The following is a 23,482-nucleotide window of genomic DNA, read 5'->3' on the forward strand; positions in this document are numbered from 1 at the left end:
ATGGGACTCAAATCACTCCTCAGAGTTGGATATCTCCTGCTGGTTGTCCAGGGGTTGTTGAGCGTCTTCCTCCCGAAGAAAGCACTCAAATTCGCCACAGCCGGGTGGCGGGTTGGCTTCGAGAACGTCGACGAACTCGAACCGCGCGAGTGGTACGTCGAAATGACCAAAATCACCGGCGTCGGCATGCTCGCCGCCGGGCTGACAGGACTGCTCGTCACCAGCGCCGAAAACGCCGAGAAAGAACGGTCGAACATCGCCGCAGAAGCCGAAGCGGAACGCGATAGCGAAACCGAGACCGACGAGTCGGACGACGAAGACGACGAAGACGACGATGGCGGTCCTGTGTCTATCGACATCGACAACGAATAGGAAAATCCGAACTGTTGTGACCGATCAGGTCGCGCTGTCGATGGCCTGGTCGAGGTCCGCGATGATCGCTTCGGTCGACTCCAGACCGACCGAGAGGCGGACGAGGTCTGGCGTCACACCCGAGGCTTCCTGTTCTTCTTCCGTGAGTTGCTGGTGAGTCGTACTTGCCGGATGGATGATGAGCGTCTTGGCGTCACCGACATTGGCGAGGAGACTGGCGAGTTCGGCGTTCTCGACGGTCGCCTGCGCCGCGTCGTAGCCGCCCTCGAGACCGAACGTTATCATGCCGCCGTACCCCCCGTCAAGGTACTCGCTGGCGGCGTCGTGTGTCTCGTGGTCGTCCAGTCCCGGATAAGTGACCCACGACACGTCCTCGTGGCGTTGCAGATGTTCCGCAACTGCTATCGCGTTCTCGCAGTGCCGTTCCATCCGCATCGGCAGGGATTCGACGCCCTGAATCGTCTGCCAGGCGTCGAAGGGTGACTGCTGGTTACCCATGTCACGCAGGCCGCGAGCGATGCCGGCGTAGGTGAACGCTGCGTCACCAAAGGTTTCGGCGAAGTTGACGCCGTGGTAGGCAGGATTGTCGCCGGCGATTTCGGGGAACTTCTCGGCGTGGTCTTCCCAGGGGAACGAGCCACCATCGACGACGACACCGCCGACGGTCGTGCCCGAGCCGTGAATCCACTTCGTCGTGGAGTTCCAGACCAGGTCCGCGCCGTGGTCGAGCGGATTGCAGAGGTAGGGCGTCGCGAAGGTGTTATCGACGAAGACGGGGACACCGTGGTCGTGAGCGATGTCGGCGATGCGCTCCATGTCCGGCGTGACGAGCGCGGGGTTGCCGATGGTCTCGTAGTGGACATAGGCGGTGTCCTCGTCGATGGCTTCCTCGTAGGCCTCGTAATCGAGTGTGTCGACGAACCGGGCTTCGACGCCCTGTCGCGGAGCGGAGTGCGTGAAGTACGTGTAGGTCCCGCCGTACAGCGAGGAGGCAGTGACGACGTTGTCGCCGGCGTCGGCCAGCAGGAACGTAACGAGGTTGAGCGCCGCCATCCCGGACGATGTCGCGACAGCACCGACGCCGCCTTCGAGGGCAGCGAGTCGCTCCTGGAGCGTCTCGACGGTCGGGTTCATCAGCCGCGAGTAGATGTATCCGGGTTCCTCGAGCGCGAACTGCGCGGCGGCGTCGTCGGCGTTCTCGAAAACGTAAGAAGTGGTCTGGTAAATCGGCGGCGCGCGTGACCCTGTCGCCGAGTCGGGTTCCTGTCCTGCGTGGAGGCTGTTCGTGTAGATGTCGTCGTCTGGCATACGTGCGGTCGCAGACACCCAATCCTTATCAAACCGTGTACAAACGTCCAATATCCCCGGCATCTACGACACGCTTCGAGCCGAGTCGTCGTCGACTGGAGAGTTACGCGCCGAGCAGTTCGTCGAGCAGTTTTCTCTGAGCGGCCGCCAGATGCTCGGCGAACGTCGAGGACTGGATGTCGAGTGTGGCTGCCACCTCCTCGGCGTTCGCCTGGCGCGGGTACTCGAAATACCCCATCTCGTGGGCCGTCTCCAGCACCTCTCGCTGACGGTCGGTGAGGGTCCGGAGGTCGACCGGGACCAGTTCGGACTCCTCGTCGGTATCGACGCTCCGAACCAGATACTCCACGCTCACGTCGCCGAAGTCGTCGCTCATATCCGCGATGAGGTCGCGCAGCCCGGTCACGTCACTGGCGTGCAGGGTTACGTGCAGGTCGCCGTCGCGTGCGTGCACGTCGGTCACGGGCCCCAGTGTCGCCTGGATGTGTTCACAGATACAGGGATCCGTCTTGTCGCGGTCGAACTCGTAGACCTGCTCGGACCCGTAGTCGAAGACCGGTTCGAACGGCGGGAGCTCGTCGTCGGTATCGAACTCTCCGTCAGTGCCCACGGAGACCTGTTCAGTGACTGTCTCACCGTCGCCGTCGGTCCAGTTGATGTCTGTCACCGGGTCGGGGACGGCCGCAGACGCGACTGCCACCGGACACCCCTCAGCTTGCTCGAAGACGAGTTCCGTTCTGACGCCTGACATACACCGAGCTTTGGTATAGTCCCACAATAAGAGGGGTGCGTATTCCCGAAAGCTGAAAACGCAGGGAGGCGATGAGACGGGCGAACGGTAGCCATCAGTTCCCGAACCAGTTCGGGACGGCGGTGACGGACCACGACGACGGAGCCCTACTGTGTCGAGTGCACGCATCTCCCGCTGGGCGAGACGGTTTCTGCTCGTGAGCGCCGCCTGGTTCGTCCTCTCGCAGGTCGCTGTCCTCACAGCGGTGCCCCGGAGGGCTGAGATATTTCTGGGACTCTACGGATTCGTGCTGACGACGGTGTTCGGAAAAGCCTACTCGCTGGTTCCGTCGTACTTCGACCGCACGCTCGCGTGGACGTACGCGCCTGCGGTGCAGTTACCCCTGAGTACCGGCGGCGTCGCAGCGCTGGCACTCGGTGGAGCCGGTGTCGGCCCGACATGGCTCTCCGCGGCTGGCGCTCTCGCCTGGGTCGCTGGGGTCGCCGTCTTTCTCGGAACGATGCTCGTCACTATCGGAGGCAACCTCACGGGTGCCGAGACGGGAACCGGCGACGCGAACGCCGACCGACGGGGACTCGACCGGTTGGCCAACGCCTTCGTCCCCGTCGTCTTCGGCTATCTGCTCGTCGGCTGTCTCGAACTGCTCGCAGGGGAAGTTGGGACGCCGTCACTTTTTGGGGGGCTGGCAGTCCGCACCACACACCTGCTGGTAGCCGGTGTTGCACTCCTGCTGCTGTTCAGCGTCGGCTACCGACTGCTCCCTCGGTTTCTTGTCGTCTATCCCTCCCGACGGCTCGCGGCCATCGTCCTGACGTTCGGCACGCTCGGCCCGGCACTGCTGGCGTGGGGCTACCCCGCCGGAACGGTCTTTCAGGTTGGCGCTGTCCTCCAGTCGATTGCAGTCGTCGGCTTCGCCGGCGCCTATCTCCGGATGCTGTCTCGGACCGAACGGGACCGAGTCGGTCTGTACAGCGTCGCGGTCGCCGTCGTCTTGGGTTGTCTCGGTGTCGCGCTCGGTACTCACTTCGCCTTCGCCGGTCTGGACGCCGAACTGGCGACCGCCCATCGTCACGTCAACGTCTACGGGCTGCTCGGCCTGAGCATCGTCGGTGCAGTCTACCAGTTCTACCCGCCAGCGGTCTGTCCCTGGCCCGGCGGAAACGACCGAACCGCGCTGGCTACCATCGCACTCGTTGCCACCGGCCTGCTCGTCGTCGCTGCTACGTCGGTCATTGCCCCCGCCGCGCGCGCCGTCGGCCACGCACTCGTCCTCAGTGGTGCAGGTGGCTATGCGTACATTCTCGCGGGAACAATCAGATACCAGACATCGAACTGGCGGTGATACTTATACTGCATGCCGAACGTGTATGGCACCCCCGAAATCCGCTTATCGGCGTTTTCAGGCCATAAGAATGGAATAGAAGCCTTTTATGTGTATGTCCCTGACCCACAGATTGTTGATGAAAAAGACGATAGATTCCGTTGATGTCGACAGGCGTACAGTCCTTCGCGGTGCTGGTGCACTGGCAGTCAGCGGTATGCTCGCCGGCTGTGGTGGCGACGACGGTAACGGAAACAGCGGCGATGGTGATGTCCCCAGCGATGTCTCGGACTACCTCTCGGACGCGAACAACTTCGACGGCTCGGTCGCCGACGAGACCGACGCCGATTCGGTGACTGTCATGGTCGGTGCCGGCTCGAACAATCTGGCCTTCGACCCGGCAGCCGTGCGTATCAGCACTGGAACGAGCGTCACGTGGGAGTGGACCGGTCAGGGCGGCGGCCACAACGTCGTCGCCGAGGACGGCACGTTCACCAGCGGTGACGAATTCGTCAGCGAAGAAGGTCACACTTACGAGTACACGTTCGAGGAGAGTGGGAACTACAACTACGCCTGTACGCCGCACAAAGGCAGCGGCATGAAAGGCGCAGTCATCGTCGAATAAAACCATGCACGGGGTCGGCACCGACGAACGGCCGTTCGTCCTCGTGTGGGAGCTCACCCAGGCCTGTGGGCTCACCTGTGACCACTGTCGTGCCGACGCCCAAGAGACCCGCCATCCCGACGAACTCACCACGGCGGAGGGCAAGGCACTGCTGGACAGTGTGCGGGAGTTCGGTGACAGACAACTGGTGGTCTTCTCCGGTGGCGACCCCTGCAAGCGCGACGATCTCGAAGAGCTCATCGAGTACGGGACGGATATCGGCCTGACCGTCACGCTGACCCCCAGCGGGACCGAGTCGCTGACACCCGAAACTATCGAGCGGCTGGCCGACACCGGGCTGAAACGGCTGGCACTCAGCGTCGACGGCGCGACGGCAACCTCCCACGACGACTTCCGCGGCGAGTCCGGCTCCTTCGAGCAGACTATCGAAGCCGCACGGACCGCACGCGAGGCGGGACTCCCGCTGCAGATCAACACGACCGTCTGTCAGCGAACGGTCGGCGACCTGCCGGGTCTTCGGGAGCTCGTTGCCGACCTCGATGGGGTGCTCTGGAGCGTGTTCTTCCTGGTCCCGGTGGGCCGCGGTCGCGTCCTCGACCCGGTCACGCCGGACCGAGCGGAGGACGTGATGCACTGGCTGGGCGACGTGGTCGAGGCAGAAGACTTTGCCGTCAAGACAACCGAGGCCCCCCACTACCGTCGCGTCCTGCAGCAGCGCGACGACGTCGACTCGGGACGGCGTGGTGGCATCACCGCCGGCGACGGCTTCGCGTTCGTCAGCCACGTCGGCGAGATGTATCCGTCGGGCTTTCTGCCCGAATCGGCCGGCAACGTCCGCGAGACGGACGTGGTGTCGCTGTATCGCGATTCGGAGCTGTTCGAATCGCTCCGCGAGACGGATTCCCTCAAGGGCAAATGTGGGGCCTGCCCGTTCCGTGCAGTCTGTGGCGGCAGTCGGTCACGAGCGTACGCGTATACGGGTGACCCGCTGGAGAGCGACCCGCTCTGTCCGTACGTCCCGCCGGAGTACGACGGGCCGCTCCCGGAACAGCAGCTATCCTGAGTCGTCGGTCGGCGCGGGTTCGTCCGACATCTCATCGTCCGAGTCCTCCCCTGGATCCGCCTCTCGTTCCCCTGGCGGCTCGACCGTCTCGGCGTCGCGCTCGGTGACGCGGACCCCCTTCTCCGCGAGGTGACGCATCCGACGGCGCGCGAACTCCTCTTCTCGCGTGCCGCGCGTCGCGAGGACGTACATCCGTGCACGTCCAGTCGGACGCATCGTCCGGCCGGCCCGCTGGGCGCCCTGTCGTCGCGACCCGCCGAGACCGGAGGCGACAATAGCGAGCTCGGCGTTTGGCAGGTCGATACCTTCGTCACCGACCCGGGAGACGACGAGCGTCTGGAGACTCCCGCTGCGGAACTGCTCGAACAGCTTTTCGCGGCGGTGATGTGGCATCTCGCCACTGATGAACGGGACGTCGAGCCGCGCCGCCAGTTCCCGGCCCTGGTCGAGGTACTCCACGAACACTAGCGCCTTCTCGTCGGGATGCGTCGAGAGCAGGCGCTCGATTTCCTCGGCTTTTGCCGGGTTCGTCGCCGCAAGCTGTCGGCGTTCGTGTCCCTCGGAACTGACATACTGGTTCTGGGCGTCTTCGGATCCCCACGGCACGTAGAGGATATCTACCTCCGGCTCTGCGACGAATCCCTCGTCGAAGAGGGCGTCCCAGTCGGTCCCGATCGGCGGACCGATGAGCGTGTAGATCTCTGTCTCCCGGTCGTCCTCCCGGACTGGCGTCGAGGAGAGGCCGAGCCGATGCCGCGTCTGCAGGTCTGCGCTCCGCCGGTGAACGTCGGCGGGAATGTGGTGGACCTCGTCGTAGACGATAAGTCCCCACTCGCGGCTGTCGAAGAGCTGTCTGTGTCTGTCCATCCCAGCGGTCTGGTAGGTTGCGATGGTGACGGGCCGGACGTTCTTCTCGCCGCCGTGGTACTCGCCGACCTGATCGGCAGTCAGCGAGGTGTGTGCGAGCAGTTCGTCGCGCCACTGACCCGCCAACTCACGGCCAGGGACCAGAATCAGCGTCTCGCCTTCGACCGCCGAGAGAATCCCCATCGTGGCGACGGTCTTGCCACTTCCCGGCGGGCCGACGAGGACGCCGGATTTGGTCTCCATGAACTGTGAGACCCACTCGTGCTGGTAGGACCGCAACTCCAGGTCGAGGTCGACCGCCAGGTCGTCGCCGCTGTCGAGGTCACGCTCGTCGCGGACGGGATAGCTCGCCTCGTAGAGTATCCGCTTGACCTCCGCGACGGCGTCTTCGGCGACCCAGCTTTCGTTCTCGGAGATCGGCGCGCGGAGCTGGTCGTCGTCGAGTTTCTGGCGGGCGACGTTGCCCATCAGGTCGTCCGAGGCGGCCTCCAGTACGGTGTAGCCGTCCTCGTGGGTTTTGAGCGTGAACTGGTTGGCGCGTTTCCACTGCTCTTCGAGCCACGATTCGAGCGTCTCCGACCGCTCGGAGAGTACGTCCCGAACCGTCGCGAGCAGTTCCTCGAAGCTATCGTAGGGCGCCTGCCAGACGTCTTCTCGCCGGATTTCGTAGAGGTACCCGCCGCTCCCGGTGGTGTCGACGAGATGGGCGAACTGCGAGAGTTGCGCGCGGGTGAACTGTTCGGGCTGGTCAACGACGAGCTGGCGGCGCTCGGGGAAGAGGATGACCCGTTCACGGGCGGCCATCTGTTGCCAGCTCCCGGGATACCAGACGGTCGGGTCCACAGCGAGGTCGACGCGCTCGGCGACGCCCTCGTCGGCGAGCCGTTGCAGTCGCTCGGATGCCTCCGCCTGCGTCAGGTCGCGTTGACGGGCATACTGTGTCGCGGTCAAAAGCGGGCGGCCGATCGATTCCAGTGCGTCGTAGAACGCGTCCGCACGGTCGACATCTGGGGGTGGAGAATCCTCCGCTGTCACTGTCTTCCGTTGGCAGCCAGGACAGTAACAGTTTGCGCTCGGACGGTCACAGACAGATTCCCAACCGCCCCAGAGAGGTATAGTAGCCACTGAAAGCCATTACACATACGACCGCACGAGTGCCGTGCGGTCGATGTGTAAATCGTTTCATACTGTTGGACGTAACTTCGTAAAGATATTCGCCACCCCGGGGTGGCGAAATTCTTGAAAGGCTTACGTCCGACAGTATCAGTTGTTACTATAATCGGGTGCGTCCCAGTCAGACCTCACAGCGGTGCTGTCTGTCACTCTATCTTCGCACAAGAAGCGCGGCCACGGGACGCGCGTCGTGCCGCCGGGACCACATTTATGTGTTAACATCCCTCGAAGTCTATTGATATATCAACCACGGGCTATTCCCCCACGAGAGAACAACTGACGTGTAGCCGCAGCGGCCAGCGGGCCGTTGACGTGACAGACATCGTCGCAGGGACGACAACCGACACAGGTGACAACTAATGACGGAAGATTCGACTTCAACGACGAACGGACAGTCAGCAACGAACGAACGAACAGCGGCGGAGAAGCGAGCCGAGCGGGCCACGGTGTCCGAGGGGAGCACGACCCGTCGGAACGTGCTGAAGGCGGGCGCAGTCGGCGCGGCGACGGCAGCCCTCGCGGGTTGTTCGGCGCTGCTCGGCGGCGATGAAGAGGCAGACGAAGCGGCCGACGTCGGGACCGAGACGCTCGAAGCGGGCCTGTTAACATTCACGCAGGGGGCAGCGTCGGTGCTCGGCATCCAGGCACAGCGAGGCGCAGAGAAGGCAGTCGAACGCATCAACGACGCAGGCGGTATCGCCGGCCAGCGTGAGGTTAGCCTCGACGTGGTCGACGAGGGCGAAGCGCCGGTCGACGACTACCAGCAGTTCATCGACGACGGCAAGGACGTTACGTTCGGTCCGATTTCCAGCGGGACCCACGAATCGATGGCCCCCGAAATCGAGACCAGTGAAGTCATCAACATCGCCACGGACGGGACCGTGACGACGCTGTACGAAGAGACCGTGCCGGACGCGACCTACTCCTTCCGCTTCCAGAACCACGACGTGATGGAGGCGACCGCGGCAGCGCTCGAAGTCGTCGAGCGAGTCGGCGCAGACAACATCGACACCTACGCGGGTGTCAACCCCGACTACGCGTTCGGTCGCGACGAGATGGAGCTCTTCTCGCTGGCAATCGAGGGAATGACCGGGGCCGAACGGGTTTACTCCGGCTTCCCCTCTCTCGGTGAGAGCGACTTCTCGACGCACATCTCGCGTATCAACGACGAGCAGCCCGACGTGGTGTTCTCCAGTTGTTGGGGTGGCGACGCCTCGAACTTCCTCTCGCAGGCGTTCCAGCGCAACATGTTCGACAACATCACGACGACCGTCGGTCCGGTCTACTACGGGTCGGCCGACGCCATCGACGAGGAAGTCGTCACCGGCACCGAGCGAGGGGATATCCTCGCTGGCTCGCGGAACTTCTACTGGGGCGTCCCCCGAAACGACCGCTCGGAGGCATCGACCCAGTTCTTCAACGAGGCCCGCGACCAGGAGGACATCAAGGTTCCGACCGCGCACTACATGAGCGGGTACGGCGCCGTCACCGCCTGGGCGACCGCAGTCGAGAAAGCCATCAGAATACTCGACGGCTATCCGAGTCAGGAGCAGATCGGGCAGGTCCTCGAAGAGCACGGCTTCTACACGCCGGGTGGCTACCACAACATGTGTGCGGACCACCAGGGCCGGAGCAACGGCTACGCCGGCGTGATGGAGTGGGACAGCGACCTCGACGCACCCATCCTCGCTGACGTCAACATCTTCTCCGGCACCCAGATTTCGCCGCCGCCGATGGGATCGGCCTACGAAGTCACCTCGACTGACTGGCTCAATTCCTGGGAATAAGTTCGCCCGTGTGGCGCTGATTTCTGCGCCGCAGTTTCAATTCATTCAAAAACTGAAAATTATGACATTAGGTATCGAATTATTGGAATCGAGTACACTCGTGTTGCAGGGTGGCTTCCTGGACGGAGTACAGACACTACTGCAACCGAATACGTTCGTCGAACAGACAATCAACGGTCTCCAGCGGGGCCTGGTCCTGTTTCTCATCGCCTCGGGGCTGACGGTCATTCTGGGGATTCTGGACGTGCTCAACCTGGCACACGGTGAGCTGTACGCGCTGGGAGCGTTCATCTCCTCGTCAGTCGCTGGCTACCTCATCGGGTCGTCGGGGCTCATGGCTCCGCCGACCAGTTTCGACCCCGTGATGTCCTTCGCGTTCGTCGGGGTGCTGATACTGGTTGCGCTGGTGACGGCGCTCATCATGCTCCCGATTGGGGCTGTCGTCGAGACGACGCTGATTCGCCCCATCTACGACAGGTCACAGACCTATCAGCTGGTGTTGACGTTCGCCATCCTGCTGATAATTGCCGACCTGCTCGAACTCATCTGGGGGAGCCAGCCGGTCGGTATCGGCTTTTCCTCACAGCAGGCGGTCAACGACATCCCCACGTTCGAACTCATCGGCTTCGGGAACATCCCGTCGCTGGTGGCAATGGTTATCGTGGTGAGTCTGCTCGTCGGTGGCGCGCTGTTCTGGTTCTTCTCGCAAACGAAGACCGGCCGTATCATTCGCGCGACGGCAATCGACCGAGAGATGGCGACGGCACTCGGCGTGAGTCCCGACCGGACCTTCACGCTGGTGTTCGCGCTCGGGTCGTTCCTCGCCGGGTTCGCGGGTGCGATGCAGTTCGTCCGAACCAGTGCCCAACCGGGCATGGGCGAGACCGCACTCGTCCTCTCCTTTGTCGTCATCGTCGTCGGTGGTCTCGGCAGTCTGCGCGGGGCAGTCGTCGGCGCGATTATCGTCGGTATTCTCGAAAACTGGATGATCGTCATCAACCCCGAGTTCCAGACGGCGGCGCCGTTCGCAGTGATGGTCCTCATCCTGCTCGTCAAACCCGAAGGCCTCTTCGGAACGTGGGGTGAGCGGACATGACGCCCGGACTCGAACGAGAAGACGGGCAACTCCGTATCAGAGTGATGAAGGGGCTCGTCTTGAGCCCGCTCCAGTTGCTCGGCGTGCTCGTCGGTATCGGTATCCTGTTCGCGCTGCCGGACATCGCGCGGTCGACGGAGAATCTCCCGATTCGCGAGCGACCGATCTACCGCGGGATGGTTCTCGGACTGGCGGCAGTGGGACTGAACCTGCTGTTGCGCCACGCCGACCTCGTCTCCTTCGGTCACGCGGCCTTCTTCGGGACGGGGGCCTATACCGTGGCCATCCTGATTCAGTTCTACCAGATTCAGTCGGTGCTCGTGCTGATTCCGATGGCGATTATCGCCGCGACGCTCGTCGCGGTGCTCATCGGGTACTTCACGCTCCCACACGAGGGGCTGTACTTCGCGCTGGTGACACTCGCGTTCGGGCAGTTGCTCTTCTCGATTCCGCGCGGAATCGGCGAACTGGGCGGCTCGGACGGCCTCAACGCGCTGGCACCCAGCCAGCCCGGGATGAGCGTTCTCGAACGCTTCCCGCGACTGGGCTCTATCGCGCTGACCGGGAGCGATCTGGAGAACAGCATTCTGTTCCTGCTCACGATCACCGTTTCTCTCGTCCTCCTGCTGGTGATGCTCCGCATCTCCAAATCGCCGTTCGGTCGCGCGCTCGACGCGATCGGACAGCAGCGAACCCGCGCCCGATTCCTCGGACTGCCGGTCAAACGGTACGTCTGGGCAGCGTTCATTATCTCGGGTTTCTACGGCGGTGTCGCCGGTTCGCTCTACGCCATCTTCTTCACGTCCGGCGTGAGCCCCGACCAGACGCTGCAGGTGTTCGTCTCCGGTGACATCCTCTACATCGCGATCCTCGGAGGGTTCAACACGCTCACCGGCCCGTTCATCGGTGGCATCATCTTCGAAGTGCTGGCGAACATTGCCTCGGACTTCGAGCTCACAGGCCCCGGAGGGACGAAGGAGATCGGTCGGCTAATTACCGGTATCGTGTTGCTGATCATCGTCTTCGTCTTCCCGAGCGGTGTCGTCGGCTCGCTCAAACGCGGCGGCAAAGTCCGCGAGGCCGGCGTTGACCTGAAAAACGACCCGAGTCTCATCGGGCCGTGGCTCAGCAAGGCCGCAAGCGGGAGCGTCGACGCGGTGAAACGTGCTGCAAAGAACGTCCGTATCCTCCTGCTGGGGGTGAAGTAGATGCTCGAAGCAAAAGGACTCAGAAAGTCGTTCGGTAAAATCGTAGCGACTGACGACGTGTCGCTCGAGTTCGGTCGAGAAGAGGGTGAGATGGTGTTCATCGTCGGCCCGAACGGGGCCGGGAAGTCCACGCTCATCAACCTCCTCACCGGACTGCTCGACCCCGACGAGGGTGAAGTCATCCTCGACGGCGAGGAAATCACGGGCCTGCGCGCCGACGAGCGCGTCCACAAAGGGCTCGTTCGTAGCTTCCAGGTCGTCAAAGTCTTCGAAGAGATGACGGTCCGAGAGAACATCCGGACTGCCATTCTCATCAAAGAACAGATGACGGGCGGATTCGCCCCGCGGAGCGCACTTCGCGGGCTCTTCTCGCTTGACGACGAACACGAAGAAGTCGAGGAGAAAATCGAGGAACTCATCGACCAGTTCCGACTGGAAGACGTCGCCGACGCCGTCGCCGACGAACTCCCACACGGAGACCGCAAACTGCTCGACGTGGCGATGTCGTTCGCGCTGGACCCCGACTATCTCCTGCTGGACGAACCGACCTCCGGCGTCTCGGCACAGGAGACGGACTACGTCATCGAGACGATCGTGGAGGTCAGCGAGAAACAGAACGTGACCACAGTGACTATCGAACACGACATGGACCTCGTGCGAGGGTACGCAGACCGTGTCATCGCGCTTCACCAGGGCTCGGTCCACGGTGAAGGTCCGCCGTCGATACTCGAAACGGACGACGAACTCCGCCGCCTCCTCCTGGGGGTGGAACAATGAGCAACGGCGACCCCCTGCTCTCGATTACCGACCTCGATTCGGCCGTCGAGGGGTTCCAGGTCACCTACGACGTGGACCTCACTGTCGAAGAGTCGAGTGCCGTCGGCTACGTCGGTCGGAACGGCGCTGGGAAGACGACGACGTTCCGGAGCGTGATGGGACTGTCCGACATCCTCAGTGGCTCTATCAAGTTCCGCGGCGAGGAGCTGACCGATCTCCGGCCCGAGCAGATCCCACAGCGCGGTATCGGCTACCAGCCCGAGGACCGCAAGCTGTTCACCGGGATGACTATCGACGAGAACTTCCGGATGCCGATCTGGACGCTCGGCGACAAGCGTGGCATCGAAGACGAGGACGAGGCCGTCGAAGACGTCTACGACATCTTCGAAGAGCTCTCGGACCGCCGCGAGGCCAAAGTCGAGAACCTCAGTGGCGGTCAGGCGAAGATGGTCTCTATCGGCCGCGCGCTCGCGCTCAAGCCCGACCTCGTCATCCTCGACGAGCCGCTCGAAGGGCTCGCGCCCATCATCGTCGAGCGCCTGAAAGGCTACATCGAGGAGATCAACGACCGCGGTATCGCCGTTCTCATCGCCGAGTCGAACGTCCAGCACGTCCCCGACATGGTGGACGAACTGTACGTCGTCGAACGCGGCGAGATATTCGAGCACGGTGACCCCGACGAAGTCTCGCAGAAACGCGAAGTGCAGGAACTGATGCAGGGCAGCGGCCAGGAGTAACCTGCCTCGTTCGTTCTTCGTTCTCCCGACGGTCAGCGGGAGTACTGTCGCACCGGTCGAGGGGAGGGCGAGTGCTGTCGCTCGGGACGGGAGCGACCGGCGAGAAAGAGTCTCATCAGGGCTGGCGGCCGTAGTTTTGCTCTTGTTCGACAGCCTCGATGGCGTCGACGACTTCGCCGAGAATCTTCCGCTGACCGCGGCGGAGGTTCTTCGAGACGGCAGTTTTCGAGATGTCGAACTCGTCGGCGAGCGTCGAGAGATTCGCCTCTCGGGGCCGGGTAAAGTACCCTTCCTCGACGGCCTTCGTCAGCGTCTCGCTCTCGACGCGAGAGAGTTCCCGGCACTGGTCGAGGAAGTCGCCGGCAACCTCGATGTTCTGCAACACGTCGTAGTAATCTTCGAGGTCGACCGACTCCCGTGACTCGACGGTGAAGTCGTTGTGTCTGTCGAGGTCCGACAGCGCAGTCTGGGAGACGTCCTCGCTATCGAAGCCGACCCGCCACATCTCGCTGCCGTCCCGAACCTCGAAGGGGCCGGTGATGTAGCCGTTGTTCTCCCGGATCGCTTCCATCGCACTCGTCTCGCCGATCTGTGAGCGGATGAGCGCTTTCTCACCTTTCCGACGGAGCAACTCGAAGTTGCGCATGTTGGGATGGTCGCGGAGAGCGTCGAGACCCCGGTCTAGCTCCTGGGAGGTCGCCCCCGTCGCCATGATGCGCGTCTCTAGCATCTCCTTTGCCGCGTTGAAGTCCCACTGCTTCGTGAAGAAGGTGATGTCGTAGTCCGCGGTCGTATCAATATATGGACAGTCGTACTGTACCATATTTACTTCCATGGATAACATTGTTGAATCCCCGTTGTTGCACAGTAACAAGCATGCCCGTCTGTTAAATGTTCCTCTCTCAGACAGCCGAAATATCCGCGTATGATACTCACGTAGGAATTTTTCTGAAGATTCTAAACCGCCCGACAGAAGGGGTATTTTCAAAATAGGTTGATATACAAACCGAGTGGTTCAATGGTCAATAGTAAAACATACATCAAAAATAATATTAGTTCCACACTGGACTTCGCCGTGAAATCTCTGCGCAAGATTGTCCGTTCTGTCGACACGAGGGGAAACTATTTATTAATCGCGTGTATTTACTCAGAAAGAGAGTAACTATGTCACAGGAACCTGGCGCGCCGGCAGACCACCTCGACGATGTCGAAGACGGCTGTGGCTGCACGGAAGTGTGGGAACATCTCAGCGAACACCGGGACGACGACTAATCACCTAGCTTTTTCCGGGGTAGTGGCGTAGGTTGCGCCGATGGTCGACCCCGACGACGTGTGCGTACTCGTTCCGACGTACGAGGAAGCCGAGACTATCGGCACAGTGGTGGATGGATTCGTCGCCGAGGGGTTCGAGAACGTCCTCATTATCGACGGCGGTTCGACCGACGGCACCCGCGAAATCGCCAGTGACCACGGGGCCAGAGTCGTCGTCCAGTCCGGGTCGGGAAAGGGACAGGCCGTTCGCGAGGCGATGGAGTACATCGACTCGCCCTACGTGCTGATGGTCGACGGTGACGCCACCTACCGTGCCGACGAGGCCAGACAGATGCTCGAACCGCTCTTTGCGGACGAGGCAGACCACGTCATCGGCAACCGCTTTGCGAACATGGAACCGGGCGCGATGTCTCGCCTCAACCAGATCGGGAACGGCGTCATCAATCGCGCCTTTCGCTTCATTCACGGTCGGAACCTGGAAGATATACTCAGCGGGTATCGAGCCTTCACGTACCGCTCGTTCCAGCGGCTGAACCTGACCGCCGACGGCTTCGGTATCGAGACGGAGATGGCCGTCGAGTGCGTCAAACACAACGTCCGTACGAGCGTGGTCCCGATCACCTACCAGCCTCGCCCCGACGAGTCTGAGACGAACCTCCGGCCGTTCCGCGATGGCGGGGTCATCCTCCTCACGCTCTACCAGATGGCCAAGACCAACAATCCTCTCTTTTATTTCGGGAGCGTCGGCATCCTCAGTACGCTCGTCGGTGTCGTACTCGCGGGATACGTCGCTATCGAGTGGGTCACGCGCAACATTTCACACGAGGTCATCGCCGTCGTCGCCGGCGTCGCCGTCCTCTTCGGCGTCCAGTTGCTGATGTTCGGCGTCCTCTCTGATCTCGTCGTGACGCTCAACCGCGAGCAGACCCACCAGATGCAGGAACTCGCCCGGGAGCTCAACCGAGACGGCACTCGTGGCGAGGCGACGCATGAACCGGGACGCGCGACGGACGCGCCCGAATCGGCCGGCGAACAGACACCGCAGGAAGACTAGAAGGGGAGGAGTGCGCGCAGTTGGGACAGGTATCCCCGCGAGGAACCTTTTCGATGCTCTTCGAAGATGGGGTGTAACACGTCGAGCAGTTCTCGCTCCGTATCGAACTCCTGTTGGGCCGTCTTCTCGAGCGCCGCCGCCAGCGTGATTTCGGAGCCAGCAGCGTCGACCGGAACGCTCACGTCTCCGTACTCGGCGACCAGTTCCTCGGCAGTCGTCGGGAACGTTACGTCGAGTTGTTCGAGACGTGCATCCAGTGCCGCGATGCCGAATTCGATGACATCCGGTTCGTCGTCCATCTCGTCGGACGGTGGCCGTACTCCCATTGTGGGGGCCAAGGACCGTCACTCCCGAAAAGCCATCGGGTTGCCGACAGACATAATCCACTCCGGGTACAGCCTCCGCCCATGGCATCGTCGGCCCCCATCGAGCTCATCGAGCGGTTGAGTCCGCTCGCCATCGTGGCCGCGCTGGCTCTCTCGGCGTTCGTACTCCGTGGCCGGGACGGGAGTGATCGACCGCTCGATCCCCTCCGCAAACGGTTCGTCCTCGGAGTTCCGTGGGGCACAGTTCTCAGCGTCCTCGGCGTGCTGGCCGTCTACTTCCTCCTCCAGGGTGGCGGTCAGCAGGGCGGCCCGGTCGTGGTCGGCTTCCGGTCGTGGTCCTTTGGCTACCCGCTGGGAATGGTTACTGCCGCCTTCGCCCACGCGAGTGACGGCCACGTCACCGGTAACCTCCTCGGGACCGTCGTCTTCGCCCCCGTCGCCGAGTACGCCTGGAGTCACTACCCGACGAGACGCGGCAGTCACTCCTTTGGAAACTGGCTCACGAACCCGTTCGTCCGTATCCTGCTGTTCGTCGTCGGCGTCGTTCTCGTCGGACTCGCGACCAGCCTCTTCTCGCCGGGCGCACTCATCGGCTTCTCGGGTGTCGTCTTCGCGTTCGGGGGCTTTGCAATCGTCACCCGTCCCATCACTTCAGTGTACGCACTCGTCGCCGAGCGGGTCGTCAGTCTGAGCTACTATGCGTTCCAGAATCCCCTCGTCGTCGCCCGCGGCCGCACCCAGTTCGTCACGCCGGGATGGGCCGACATCGCCATCCAGGGACACGCGCTCGGCCTCCTCCTGGGCGTTCTCGCCGGTCTCTGGCTGGTTCGCTCGCGTGACACTTGGCCGGGATACCGACGGGTCTATTTCGCGACGCTCGTCTTCGTCGTCGCGAAGTCGCTGTACGCCTTCTACTGGTATCTCAGCAACACCGAGTACGTCCTCTTCCGTGGTATCGGTACTGCCACGATGTTCCTCCTCGCCGGCGTGGTCGCACTCGCGCTAGCAGCCCGCGATCGGCCGCTCGTCCCGAGAATCGATCTCTCGCGGCGCGAGGCCGCTGTCGGCGTCCTGCTGTGTGTCGTTCTCGCGCTGAGTCTCGTCGCGGTTCCGTACAACCTCGTCTCCATCGACGCCGAGCCGGCAAGCGACTCCGGCGTCGAGATTCGAGACTACACCGTCACGTACGCCGAGCAGGTGCCAAACCAGTACATCGCCGGCGTCGAGATTCCGGGCCTGCGCGACTCGCTGACCGTCAACACCAGCGGCGTCATCGTCACCAGCGAGCGACGCAACGCCTGGGAAGCGGTGGTCCCTGCGGGACAGCTTCAGTCTCGCGGCAGCATCCGCGTCCCGGTCGGTGGTGTTGGCTGGCGCGAAACCGTCGTCGTCTCCCGCTCGGGCTGGTCGGTCGTCGACGGTGGAAGTACGTACAAGGTGTTCGTCGACCCACCCGACCGTGAGGCGACGCAGGTGTTCGAAGCCGACCCGGTGCGCGTCCCCGCGGTGCTCAACGGGAGCCGAGTCACGCTCGCACCGGTCGACGACGGCTATCAGCTGGCAGTCTCGGAAAACAACACGACAGTCGCGACCGGGAAACTCCCCCAACTCGATGAACAGACGACGCTCGGTGGCATCACATTCGAGCGGAACGCGACGAACCTCAACGCGTCTGTCGGGGGGACGGAGCTGCGTATCGCCAAACGCCAGCAGTAGTCACCACTCGATACGGAACACTTCGACGTCGATATTCCGTCGCTCCTGGTCGTGGAAGTCGAAGGAGTGCGGGAGGTCGAACTCGGCACGGAACGCGTGGGTGACCTCGCCGCCGTTGTCCCCGGCAAACGCCTCGACGAAGTCGGCGCTGTCGGCGTTGTGAATCGAGTATGACACGTCTGCGATGTCGGCGGCAGTTGCGAGAAACGCGCGGTCAGCGTGTTCGTTGCCCTGTTGTGCGCCGAACGGTGGGTTCATGATGACCGTCGTCTCGGTGTCCGGGCAAAGCGGTGCCTCGGTGGCGTCACCCCGGACCCACGACACCGCGCTGGCCGTCGCGATCCGACGCTCGTTCTCGCGGGCGGTCGCGAGCGGTGCCGGGTCGATATCGAGACCGACGACGGACTCGGGGCCCCGAAGGGCTGCGCCGAGTGCCAACATACCAGTCCCGCAGCCGAGGTCGACGACCGTTTTTCCTTCGACATCCCCCTGCAGGTCGGCGGTGTGCACGAGATGAGCAGCCAGTTCGGGCGGCGTCCGGTACTGTTCTAAGTCCACCCGTGGGTCGTCGAACCCGACGACCACGCCGAGTTGCTGGGTCAGCGCGCTCTTCGTTGCCATCACTCCCAATACCCGAAATTAATACAAAAATCTTCGGCCATGCTTCGTAGTAATCGCCACCTCAGGCGCGGGCGACGACTCTGAACGTCTCAGAGCGCTCTTCGTCGGTTTCGACGGTGAATCCGGCGTCCGTGAGGAGGTCTCGCGCGCGCTCGGCGTCGAATCGTTCCTCGACCGGCGGGCCGGATTCGCCGGACCCGTCTCCGGACCAGTCGACGACGACGAAGGGGGCGCTCGCTGTCAGGACGCGCTTGAGTTCGGCTAGCGCGTCCGGTGTCGTCGACTCGTGGAACGTCATCGTCGAGAACGCGCCTCCGACAGTGCCGTCTGCCAGGGGCAGCGACTCGGCGTTGGCAGTGACTGGTGAGACGTTCGCTGGAATGCCCTTGGTGTGGTACTTGCCGTGCATCTCCCGCTGGACGTCGAGTGCGAGGACGCGACCGACGAAAGGCGCGATCTCGTCGGTGTAGAAGCCGGTTCCACTCCCCACGTCGAGAACGGTTGCGTCCGGGCCGCGGGGCAGCGGGCCGAGTAGTTCCTCGCGGGAGCAAAACCGGAACCGAGTTGCGTCCTCGAGGCGGTCCGCGCGTTCGGGGTCGAAGGTGTGAAATCCCATGCAGTCAGTCACCAGGTTCCGTGGAACGTGTCGAACTCGAGTGAGTCGAGCGGTTTCTCGCCGATCGCAATCTCGTACTCGCCGGGCGTGAGCATCGGTTTCTTGAACTGCGGCCCGTCGTCGGTGGTGATACGCGGACAGCCGGTGTTGACGTAGGCGTCCATCCCGAAGTTTGTCAGCCGGTCCGGCGTTATCTCGTCCATCGTGATGAGGTAGGCGTTCTCGTTGTTCTCGACGATTTCCTGTGCCTTGTCCCAGCGCCCTTGACCGATTTTCGTGCAGAAGATAACGCCCCAGTTGTCGGCGTCCATCGCCTTGTGGACCGAGGCGTATCGCTGTTTCATGAACTTCTCGTTGTCCGCGATTTTGACGACGTTGTTGACCGGGTCGCCGATGACGACGTTCTTGTCTGGGTGTTCCATCGCCAGTCCGAGCGGGTGGAACTTGCCGCCGCCGACGTAGAGGATCTGGTCGGCGTCGACCTCCGCAGAGGCGTAGTTACAGCCGAGCACCTGCCCTTCGTGGGTCAGTCGGTCGTCGCCACGGCGGGTGTGGACCTCGTAGCCCCGGTCTTCGAGGTATTCGCGCATCTCCTCGAACTTGTTCATGTGCTGGGCGGTCGTGACCAGCCCAACGTCCGGGTCCTCTTCTGGGGGTGCGAGTTCCTCGTCGAGCGCCCGTTCCATGATGGGGAAGACGTCGACGTTCGAGAACAGCGGGACGTAGATGATGCTGTCGGACTCTTTCATCGGCGAGTGTCCGAAGTGGACGAACACGTCCGTCCGGCGCATCAGATAGGTGTCGAGGTCACAGGCACCGTAGCAGGGCTGGCCCGAGATCATCACCGAGACGCCGTCGGGAAGGAGTTCTCGGAGGTCGTCTGCCACGCCCGGTCCGCGGCGTTTGAGGCCTTCGGGGAACTGCAGTCCGACGGTATCAGCGTCGCGCTCGTCGACCGCTTCCGTGATACGGTCGAGTTCGTAGTCCCACTCTCGGTCGTGACGAAGGCTCATCCCAGTGTTTCTGAGGTCGCCCTCGGGTCTGTCCGTCGTATCCTGACTCATTGAACAGTTATATCCGCTGAGCGCGTATAACAACGGCGCTTCGTTGTACGCGCGGGAGTCGGTCCCTCCCATCGGCAGGCCTTTAGGCGTTCACGTCCAATTCCCGGTGATGAGCGTCGAGACCGAATCTCCCGCCGACGGCGACCAGGCAGTCGAGGAACTGGCCCGCGAACTCGGCGAGGCCATCACGGAGATGCCCGCCTACCAGACCTTCAGCGAGAAGAAAGAGGCCGTCGAGGCCGACGAGGAGGCCCAGGCACAGATCGAGGAGTTCGAACAGATCCGCGAGGAGTACATGATGGCCCGCCAGACCGGCCAGGCCGATCAGGATGACCTGCGACAGCTCCAGGAGGCCCAGGAAAAGCTCCACTCGATTCCCGTCATGAGTGAGTTCCTTCAGGCCCAGAACGACCTCGAACTCCGACTGCAGGCGCTGAACGAACACATCAGCGAACCGCTGGACGTGGACTTCGGCGAGAAGGCCGGCGGCTGTTGTAACGACTGAGACTGTCAGCTGTCCCGTCGTCACACTCGCGTTTTCGGTCACGTCCGAAACCCCTTAGCCCCGGCCGCGCGCACCGGGACACATGGACCCTGTCCACTCCGACTGGGGCGACTGGCTGCCCCGTGCCGTCGAAGACGCCGACCCCGACGGGATTGCCGTCTGGTATCTCGGCTGCAACGGCTTCGTACTGAAGAGTTCCAGCGGGACGACGCTCTTTATCGACCCCTATCTCAACACTGGCGACCCACCCCGAACCGTTCGGATGATTCCGGTGCCGTTCGACCCGACGGACGTTGCAGAGGCCGACGCCGTCCTCGCGACGCACGAACACTCCGACCACGTCGACGGCCCGAGTCAGGGACCGCTTCTGGAAGGCACGGACGCGAACTTCTACGGCCCCGACGCCAGCATCGACACTGTGCGCGAAGCAGGCTGGCTCGACGAGTGGGAGATCGAATCGGGACAGCTCGAACGCGTCAGCGAAGGCGACGCCGTCCGAATCGGTGACCTGACGATTCACGTCGAACCGGCGAACGACCCCGACGCCGACCACCCCGTCTCCTACGTCATCGAGCACCAGTCGGGCACCTTTTTCCACGCTGGCGACGCCAGACCTGGCGACTTCGAGGAGGTCGGCGAGGACTACGACATCGACGTCGGCGTCCTCGCCTTTGGTAGCGCGGGGATGATTCCGGACAAACAGACGCGCAAACCGAAGTACACGAAGTGGTACAACGACGAGAACATGCTCGTCGAGGCGGCGAACGAACTCCAGGTCGATACGCTCGTGCCGACACACTGGGACATGTGGAAAGGTCTGACGGCAGACCCGGCGGCACTCCACGAGCACGTTCGGAGTTTCGAGTATCCCCGCCGTCTGAACGTCGTCGAGATTGGCGACCGATTCGACGTGTAACCACCTCGTCAGCGGAACTATTTCCACCTGAAATGTATTTCGTAATTTCAGTAACAGTAAATAGCTTTAATACCGTCGCTGAACGCACAATGTACCATGAGTGATTCACAGGCATACGAGGAGGTCGGGGTTTCTTCCGACGGGGTGTCCGTGACCAAGCGGTTCGAGGAAGACGAGTTTCCTGTGCCAGCCATCGCCTTCGAGTTCGTCACCGAGCGCGACGAGACCGTCGCCGTCACGCTCTCTGACGAGGTGCCCGAGAGCGTGGCCGTCGAAGACCTCGGATTCCATCCCGAGTACGGCAGCGAGTTCTGGACCATCGACGAGAAGCAGATCACCTTCGAGCGGGAGTTCGAGGGGAACTCCGAATACACGACCGTCTACGGGATTCGTGCAACCGGGGCCGACGACGTCGAGAAGTTCCTGACCGAGCCGGTCATCGAGGAAGTCGACCCGCCACTCCCCGACGGCGAGACGGTCGACAGTAACTCTGATTCCGGCGCCAGTGCCGAGGACATCGTCCCGGAGAGCGGCGACGACATCGTCAAAGACGTCATTTCGGGCGAGGGAACGGTTCCCGGACTCGAAGACGAGGATGACGACACCGACGAGGAGATAGATACGCTCGACCTCAAAGACCCGAACGCACCCGACGGCGAAACGATGGTCACTGCCGACAGCGGTGCCAGCGATGACGTCGAAGGCGGTGATGCAGACAGGACAGAGCCGGTAGCGGCGAACATCGAGGGTGATTCGGTCGTCCGCGCGATGGCAAACGAGATTCGCCAGAACGACGTGCCGGTCGACGACCTGAAACTCGTCCAGCGGGCCATCGACAAGCTCTCAGACCGGGACGAGACCGACGGCGTACACGACGCGCGGGTCGAGAAACTCCAGAGCGATATCGCCGACCTGCGCGCGTACACGGACGCACTCGAGGAGTTCCTCGAAGAGAACGGAACCGGCAATCAGCTCATCAGAGACTTCGAGTCACAGCTCGAGGAGTTCGACCGGTCGCTCGACGAAGTCCAGTCGGAACTCTCTGAGACGAGCGAAACGGTGTCGGAAGTCCGGACCGAGATGGATGACGTGTCCACCGAAGTCGAGGCGATGAGCGAAGACGTCGAGAACATGGGCGAGGAAGTTGCAGACGTCGAATCCACGGTTTCGGATCTCGAAGCATCGATCGAATCCGTCGAAGCGAGTGTCGGCGAACTGGAGAAGGAAGTGACCGATGGAGACGTGGCCGGTCGACTGGAAGATATCGAGGAGAACCTCGAAGACCTCCAGGAGTGGCAAGAGCAGATCAAATCGACCTTCGGCGGCTAGCGTCTCGAAACCGGGTCTGTTTTGTCTCCCGGTACATTCGTCTCCGTCAATGACGACCGTGCGGGTGGCCGTTCCGAGGAAAGGGCGACCACTGGAAGGTGTTCTGGAAGCACTTGCTGAGAGTGTCCCGTTCGAGGAGACCGCCGACGATATCATCTCGACGCTTCGGTACGAGAAAGCGATTACGAAGGACAACCAGCAAGCCGATAGTGATGTCTACGAGCGGCTGGCGCAGTATAGTACCCTCTCGGACCCGACACAGCCAGAGTACACGCTCTTGCGCGATGACCGCGAAGGGATGCCCCGACGAGTGGTCTTCGACAGCGTCACCGTTCCGGCCGGGGAGACCGACGTTCAGCTGGTCGGCCGGGAAGAGCCGTTCCGCGCGCTGCGCACCCACGAGTTTGCGCTCGGCTTCGACAGCGCCGACCTCGTGCTCGAAGAGGTCGTCCAGCTCAGTGACGACCCCATCGACGGACTCGAGGCCGCAAACGAGCGAATCGACCCGCTGGATACGGACGTCCGAATCGTCGACGGACTCGGCGATACGGTGTATCATACGCTGCTCGCGACGCCGGAACTACTCGAAGGGAGCGGGGAACTGGATCGCTCGTTCGTCGAGGAATACGAGGGAGAACTCTGTATCTCACCGCGATACGAACGGCTCGTCGAGGCAGTCCTCGGAACGAAGGCGCTCGACGGTATCGATTTCACCTATCCCGTCGAGGGAATCGAAGAGGAAGCATCGATCGCACAGACGGGTATCGGCGTCTACCTGACAGTGACGGGCTCGACCGCGCGAGACAACGGACTCGTTCTCGGAGAGAAACTGTTTCCCAGCGAAACGGTCCTGCTGGAGAACACGGCCGAAGTCGACGAACACACTCGGACCGTCGCGTCGCTGTTCGAACGCAGCATCGAACAACCTCTTTTCTGACACGATAGGAAGCTTTTAGCGGGACTGTGCCGATTTGCCGC

23 protein-coding genes are annotated in these 23,482 nt (G+C 62.5%); 15 read left to right on the top strand and 8 right to left on the bottom strand.

What is annotated here, in order from left to right; translation table 11 throughout:
- Positions 1–372: a DUF6199 family natural product biosynthesis protein gene (locus WDJ60_RS06480; RefSeq protein ID WP_340099289.1), complete on the top strand. Its 372-nt coding sequence runs from the start codon at positions 1–3 to the stop codon at positions 370–372.
- Positions 373–396: 24 nt separating this feature from the next.
- On the opposite strand, the gene WDJ60_RS06485 is transcribed toward WDJ60_RS06480, so the two are convergent.
- The gene (locus tag WDJ60_RS06485; RefSeq protein ID WP_340099291.1) at positions 397–1,680 is read right to left on the bottom strand and encodes an O-acetylhomoserine aminocarboxypropyltransferase/cysteine synthase family protein; all 1,284 of its coding nucleotides are present in this window, start codon (positions 1,678–1,680) and stop codon (positions 397–399) included.
- A 103-nt stretch (positions 1,681–1,783) separates the two neighbouring features.
- Positions 1,784–2,431, bottom strand: a complete 648-nt coding sequence (locus WDJ60_RS06490) for a helix-turn-helix domain-containing protein (protein ID WP_340099292.1) — start codon at positions 2,429–2,431, stop codon at positions 1,784–1,786.
- A 151-nt stretch (positions 2,432–2,582) separates the two neighbouring features.
- On the opposite strand from WDJ60_RS06490, the gene WDJ60_RS06495 reads away from it, so the two are divergent.
- From WDJ60_RS06495 to WDJ60_RS06505, 3 genes are all read left to right on the top strand, one after another.
- Positions 2,583–3,773: a hypothetical protein gene (locus tag WDJ60_RS06495; protein ID WP_340099293.1), complete on the top strand. Its 1,191-nt coding sequence runs from the start codon at positions 2,583–2,585 to the stop codon at positions 3,771–3,773.
- Positions 3,774–3,891: 118 nt separating this feature from the next.
- Positions 3,892–4,377, top strand: coding sequence for a halocyanin domain-containing protein (locus WDJ60_RS06500; RefSeq protein ID WP_340099294.1), 486 nt, complete (start codon positions 3,892–3,894; stop codon positions 4,375–4,377).
- Between the two features lie 4 nt (positions 4,378–4,381).
- The gene (locus tag WDJ60_RS06505) at positions 4,382–5,440 is read left to right on the top strand and encodes a radical SAM protein (RefSeq protein WP_340099295.1); all 1,059 of its coding nucleotides are present in this window, start codon (positions 4,382–4,384) and stop codon (positions 5,438–5,440) included.
- On the opposite strand, the gene WDJ60_RS06510 is transcribed toward WDJ60_RS06505, so the two are convergent.
- A complete protein-coding gene (locus WDJ60_RS06510; RefSeq protein WP_340099296.1) occupies positions 5,432–7,342 on the bottom strand; it encodes a DEAD/DEAH box helicase in 1,911 nt (636 codons plus the stop codon). The two genes, WDJ60_RS06505 and WDJ60_RS06510, sit on opposite strands and share 9 nt — an antisense overlap.
- 614 nt (positions 7,343–7,956) lie before the next feature.
- Here WDJ60_RS06510 and WDJ60_RS06515 point away from each other — a divergent pair.
- The 5 genes from WDJ60_RS06515 (at position 7,957) to WDJ60_RS06535 (ending at position 13,085) form a co-directional block, all read left to right on the top strand.
- Complete coding sequence (locus WDJ60_RS06515; protein WP_417750440.1) at positions 7,957–9,267, top strand: ABC transporter substrate-binding protein; 1,311 nt, start codon at positions 7,957–7,959, stop codon at positions 9,265–9,267.
- Between the two features lie 139 nt (positions 9,268–9,406).
- Positions 9,407–10,363 carry a branched-chain amino acid ABC transporter permease gene (locus WDJ60_RS06520; protein ID WP_417750441.1) on the top strand — a complete coding sequence of 319 codons (957 nt, stop codon included), beginning with the start codon at positions 9,407–9,409 and terminating at the stop codon, positions 10,361–10,363.
- On the top strand, positions 10,360–11,571 hold the full coding sequence (locus WDJ60_RS06525) for a branched-chain amino acid ABC transporter permease (RefSeq protein ID WP_340099300.1): 1,212 nt from the start codon (positions 10,360–10,362) through the stop codon (positions 11,569–11,571). The genes WDJ60_RS06520 and WDJ60_RS06525 overlap by 4 nt, the downstream gene beginning before the upstream one ends.
- A complete protein-coding gene (locus WDJ60_RS06530; protein WP_340099302.1) occupies positions 11,572–12,348 on the top strand; it encodes an ABC transporter ATP-binding protein in 777 nt (258 codons plus the stop codon).
- Positions 12,345–13,085 carry an ABC transporter ATP-binding protein gene (locus tag WDJ60_RS06535; RefSeq protein WP_340099304.1) on the top strand — a complete coding sequence of 247 codons (741 nt, stop codon included), beginning with the start codon at positions 12,345–12,347 and terminating at the stop codon, positions 13,083–13,085. Before WDJ60_RS06530 ends, WDJ60_RS06535 begins: the two co-directional genes overlap by 4 nt.
- A 115-nt stretch (positions 13,086–13,200) precedes the next feature.
- On the opposite strand, the gene WDJ60_RS06540 is transcribed toward WDJ60_RS06535, so the two are convergent.
- A complete protein-coding gene (locus tag WDJ60_RS06540; RefSeq protein ID WP_417750438.1) occupies positions 13,201–13,929 on the bottom strand; it encodes a helix-turn-helix domain-containing protein in 729 nt (242 codons plus the stop codon).
- A gap of 468 nt (positions 13,930–14,397) precedes the next feature.
- Between WDJ60_RS06540 and aglJ the strand changes: the two genes are divergently transcribed.
- Positions 14,398–15,411, top strand: a complete 1,014-nt coding sequence (gene aglJ, locus WDJ60_RS06545) for an S-layer glycoprotein N-glycosyltransferase AglJ (protein WP_340099307.1) — start codon at positions 14,398–14,400, stop codon at positions 15,409–15,411.
- On the opposite strand, the gene WDJ60_RS06550 is transcribed toward aglJ, so the two are convergent.
- Positions 15,408–15,737 (bottom strand): DUF5789 family protein, encoded by a 330-nt coding sequence (locus WDJ60_RS06550; RefSeq protein WP_340099308.1) that lies wholly within the window; start codon positions 15,735–15,737, stop codon positions 15,408–15,410. The two genes, aglJ and WDJ60_RS06550, sit on opposite strands and share 4 nt — an antisense overlap.
- 81 nt (positions 15,738–15,818) lie before the next feature.
- Between WDJ60_RS06550 and WDJ60_RS06555 the strand changes: the two genes are divergently transcribed.
- Entirely contained in the window at positions 15,819–17,453 is a 1,635-nt protein-coding gene (locus WDJ60_RS06555; RefSeq protein WP_340099310.1) for a rhomboid family intramembrane serine protease, read from the top strand.
- Here the strand turns inward: WDJ60_RS06555 and WDJ60_RS06560 are convergent, their stop codons facing one another.
- The 3 genes from WDJ60_RS06560 to dph2 form a co-directional block, all read right to left on the bottom strand.
- Positions 17,454–18,074, bottom strand: a complete 621-nt coding sequence (locus WDJ60_RS06560; protein ID WP_340099312.1) for an METTL5 family protein — start codon at positions 18,072–18,074, stop codon at positions 17,454–17,456. It abuts the gene before it with no gap.
- A gap of 61 nt (positions 18,075–18,135) precedes the next feature.
- Positions 18,136–18,690 carry a class I SAM-dependent methyltransferase gene (locus WDJ60_RS06565; protein ID WP_340099314.1) on the bottom strand — a complete coding sequence of 185 codons (555 nt, stop codon included), beginning with the start codon at positions 18,688–18,690 and terminating at the stop codon, positions 18,136–18,138.
- An 8-nt stretch (positions 18,691–18,698) separates the two neighbouring features.
- Complete coding sequence (gene dph2 / locus WDJ60_RS06570; protein WP_340099316.1) at positions 18,699–19,754, bottom strand: diphthamide biosynthesis enzyme Dph2; 1,056 nt, start codon at positions 19,752–19,754, stop codon at positions 18,699–18,701.
- Between the two features lie 109 nt (positions 19,755–19,863).
- Between dph2 and WDJ60_RS06575 the strand changes: the two genes are divergently transcribed.
- From WDJ60_RS06575 to WDJ60_RS06590, 4 genes are all read left to right on the top strand, one after another.
- Positions 19,864–20,259 (top strand): YlbF/YmcA family competence regulator, encoded by a 396-nt coding sequence (locus WDJ60_RS06575; protein ID WP_340099317.1) that lies wholly within the window; start codon positions 19,864–19,866, stop codon positions 20,257–20,259.
- Positions 20,260–20,341: 82 nt separating this feature from the next.
- Positions 20,342–21,175: an MBL fold metallo-hydrolase gene (locus tag WDJ60_RS06580; protein ID WP_340099319.1), complete on the top strand. Its 834-nt coding sequence runs from the start codon at positions 20,342–20,344 to the stop codon at positions 21,173–21,175.
- Between the two features lie 96 nt (positions 21,176–21,271).
- On the top strand, positions 21,272–22,504 hold the full coding sequence (locus WDJ60_RS06585) for a hypothetical protein (protein ID WP_340099320.1): 1,233 nt from the start codon (positions 21,272–21,274) through the stop codon (positions 22,502–22,504).
- 49 nt (positions 22,505–22,553) lie between these two features.
- Positions 22,554–23,441 (top strand): phosphoribosyltransferase HisG-related protein, encoded by an 888-nt coding sequence (locus WDJ60_RS06590; protein ID WP_340099321.1) that lies wholly within the window; start codon positions 22,554–22,556, stop codon positions 23,439–23,441.
- Positions 23,442–23,482 lie beyond the last annotated feature (41 nt).

The organism is Salinibaculum salinum, from assembly GCF_037645885.1.
GTDB lineage: Archaea > Halobacteriota > Halobacteria > Halobacteriales > Haloarculaceae > Salinibaculum > Salinibaculum salinum.

What these genes read in the sequence shown, in the direction of transcription:
- WDJ60_RS06480 (WP_340099289.1), top strand. Translation starts at nt 1, where the DNA reads ATGGGACTCAAATCACTCCTCAGAGTTGGATATCTCCTGCTGGTTGTC.
- WDJ60_RS06485 (WP_340099291.1), bottom strand. Translation starts at nt 1,680, where the DNA reads ATGCCAGACGACGACATCTACACGAACAGCCTCCACGCAGGACAGGAA.
- WDJ60_RS06490 (WP_340099292.1), bottom strand. Translation starts at nt 2,431, where the DNA reads ATGTCAGGCGTCAGAACGGAACTCGTCTTCGAGCAAGCTGAGGGGTGT.
- WDJ60_RS06500 (WP_340099294.1), top strand. Translation starts at nt 3,892, where the DNA reads ATGAAAAAGACGATAGATTCCGTTGATGTCGACAGGCGTACAGTCCTT.
- WDJ60_RS06505 (WP_340099295.1), top strand. Translation starts at nt 4,382, where the DNA reads ATGCACGGGGTCGGCACCGACGAACGGCCGTTCGTCCTCGTGTGGGAG.
- WDJ60_RS06525 (WP_340099300.1), top strand. Translation starts at nt 10,360, where the DNA reads ATGACGCCCGGACTCGAACGAGAAGACGGGCAACTCCGTATCAGAGTG.
- WDJ60_RS06530 (WP_340099302.1), top strand. Translation starts at nt 11,572, where the DNA reads ATGCTCGAAGCAAAAGGACTCAGAAAGTCGTTCGGTAAAATCGTAGCG.
- WDJ60_RS06535 (WP_340099304.1), top strand. Translation starts at nt 12,345, where the DNA reads ATGAGCAACGGCGACCCCCTGCTCTCGATTACCGACCTCGATTCGGCC.
- WDJ60_RS06540 (WP_417750438.1), bottom strand. Translation starts at nt 13,929, where the DNA reads ATGTTATCCATGGAAGTAAATATGGTACAGTACGACTGTCCATATATT.
- aglJ (WP_340099307.1), top strand. Translation starts at nt 14,398, where the DNA reads ATGGTCGACCCCGACGACGTGTGCGTACTCGTTCCGACGTACGAGGAA.
- WDJ60_RS06550 (WP_340099308.1), bottom strand. Translation starts at nt 15,737, where the DNA reads ATGGGAGTACGGCCACCGTCCGACGAGATGGACGACGAACCGGATGTC.
- WDJ60_RS06555 (WP_340099310.1), top strand. Translation starts at nt 15,819, where the DNA reads ATGGCATCGTCGGCCCCCATCGAGCTCATCGAGCGGTTGAGTCCGCTC.
- WDJ60_RS06560 (WP_340099312.1), bottom strand. Translation starts at nt 18,074, where the DNA reads ATGGCAACGAAGAGCGCGCTGACCCAGCAACTCGGCGTGGTCGTCGGG.
- WDJ60_RS06565 (WP_340099314.1), bottom strand. Translation starts at nt 18,690, where the DNA reads ATGGGATTTCACACCTTCGACCCCGAACGCGCGGACCGCCTCGAGGAC.
- dph2 (WP_340099316.1), bottom strand. Translation starts at nt 19,754, where the DNA reads ATGAGTCAGGATACGACGGACAGACCCGAGGGCGACCTCAGAAACACT.
- WDJ60_RS06575 (WP_340099317.1), top strand. Translation starts at nt 19,864, where the DNA reads ATGAGCGTCGAGACCGAATCTCCCGCCGACGGCGACCAGGCAGTCGAG.
- WDJ60_RS06580 (WP_340099319.1), top strand. Translation starts at nt 20,342, where the DNA reads ATGGACCCTGTCCACTCCGACTGGGGCGACTGGCTGCCCCGTGCCGTC.
- WDJ60_RS06585 (WP_340099320.1), top strand. Translation starts at nt 21,272, where the DNA reads ATGAGTGATTCACAGGCATACGAGGAGGTCGGGGTTTCTTCCGACGGG.
- WDJ60_RS06590 (WP_340099321.1), top strand. Translation starts at nt 22,554, where the DNA reads ATGACGACCGTGCGGGTGGCCGTTCCGAGGAAAGGGCGACCACTGGAA.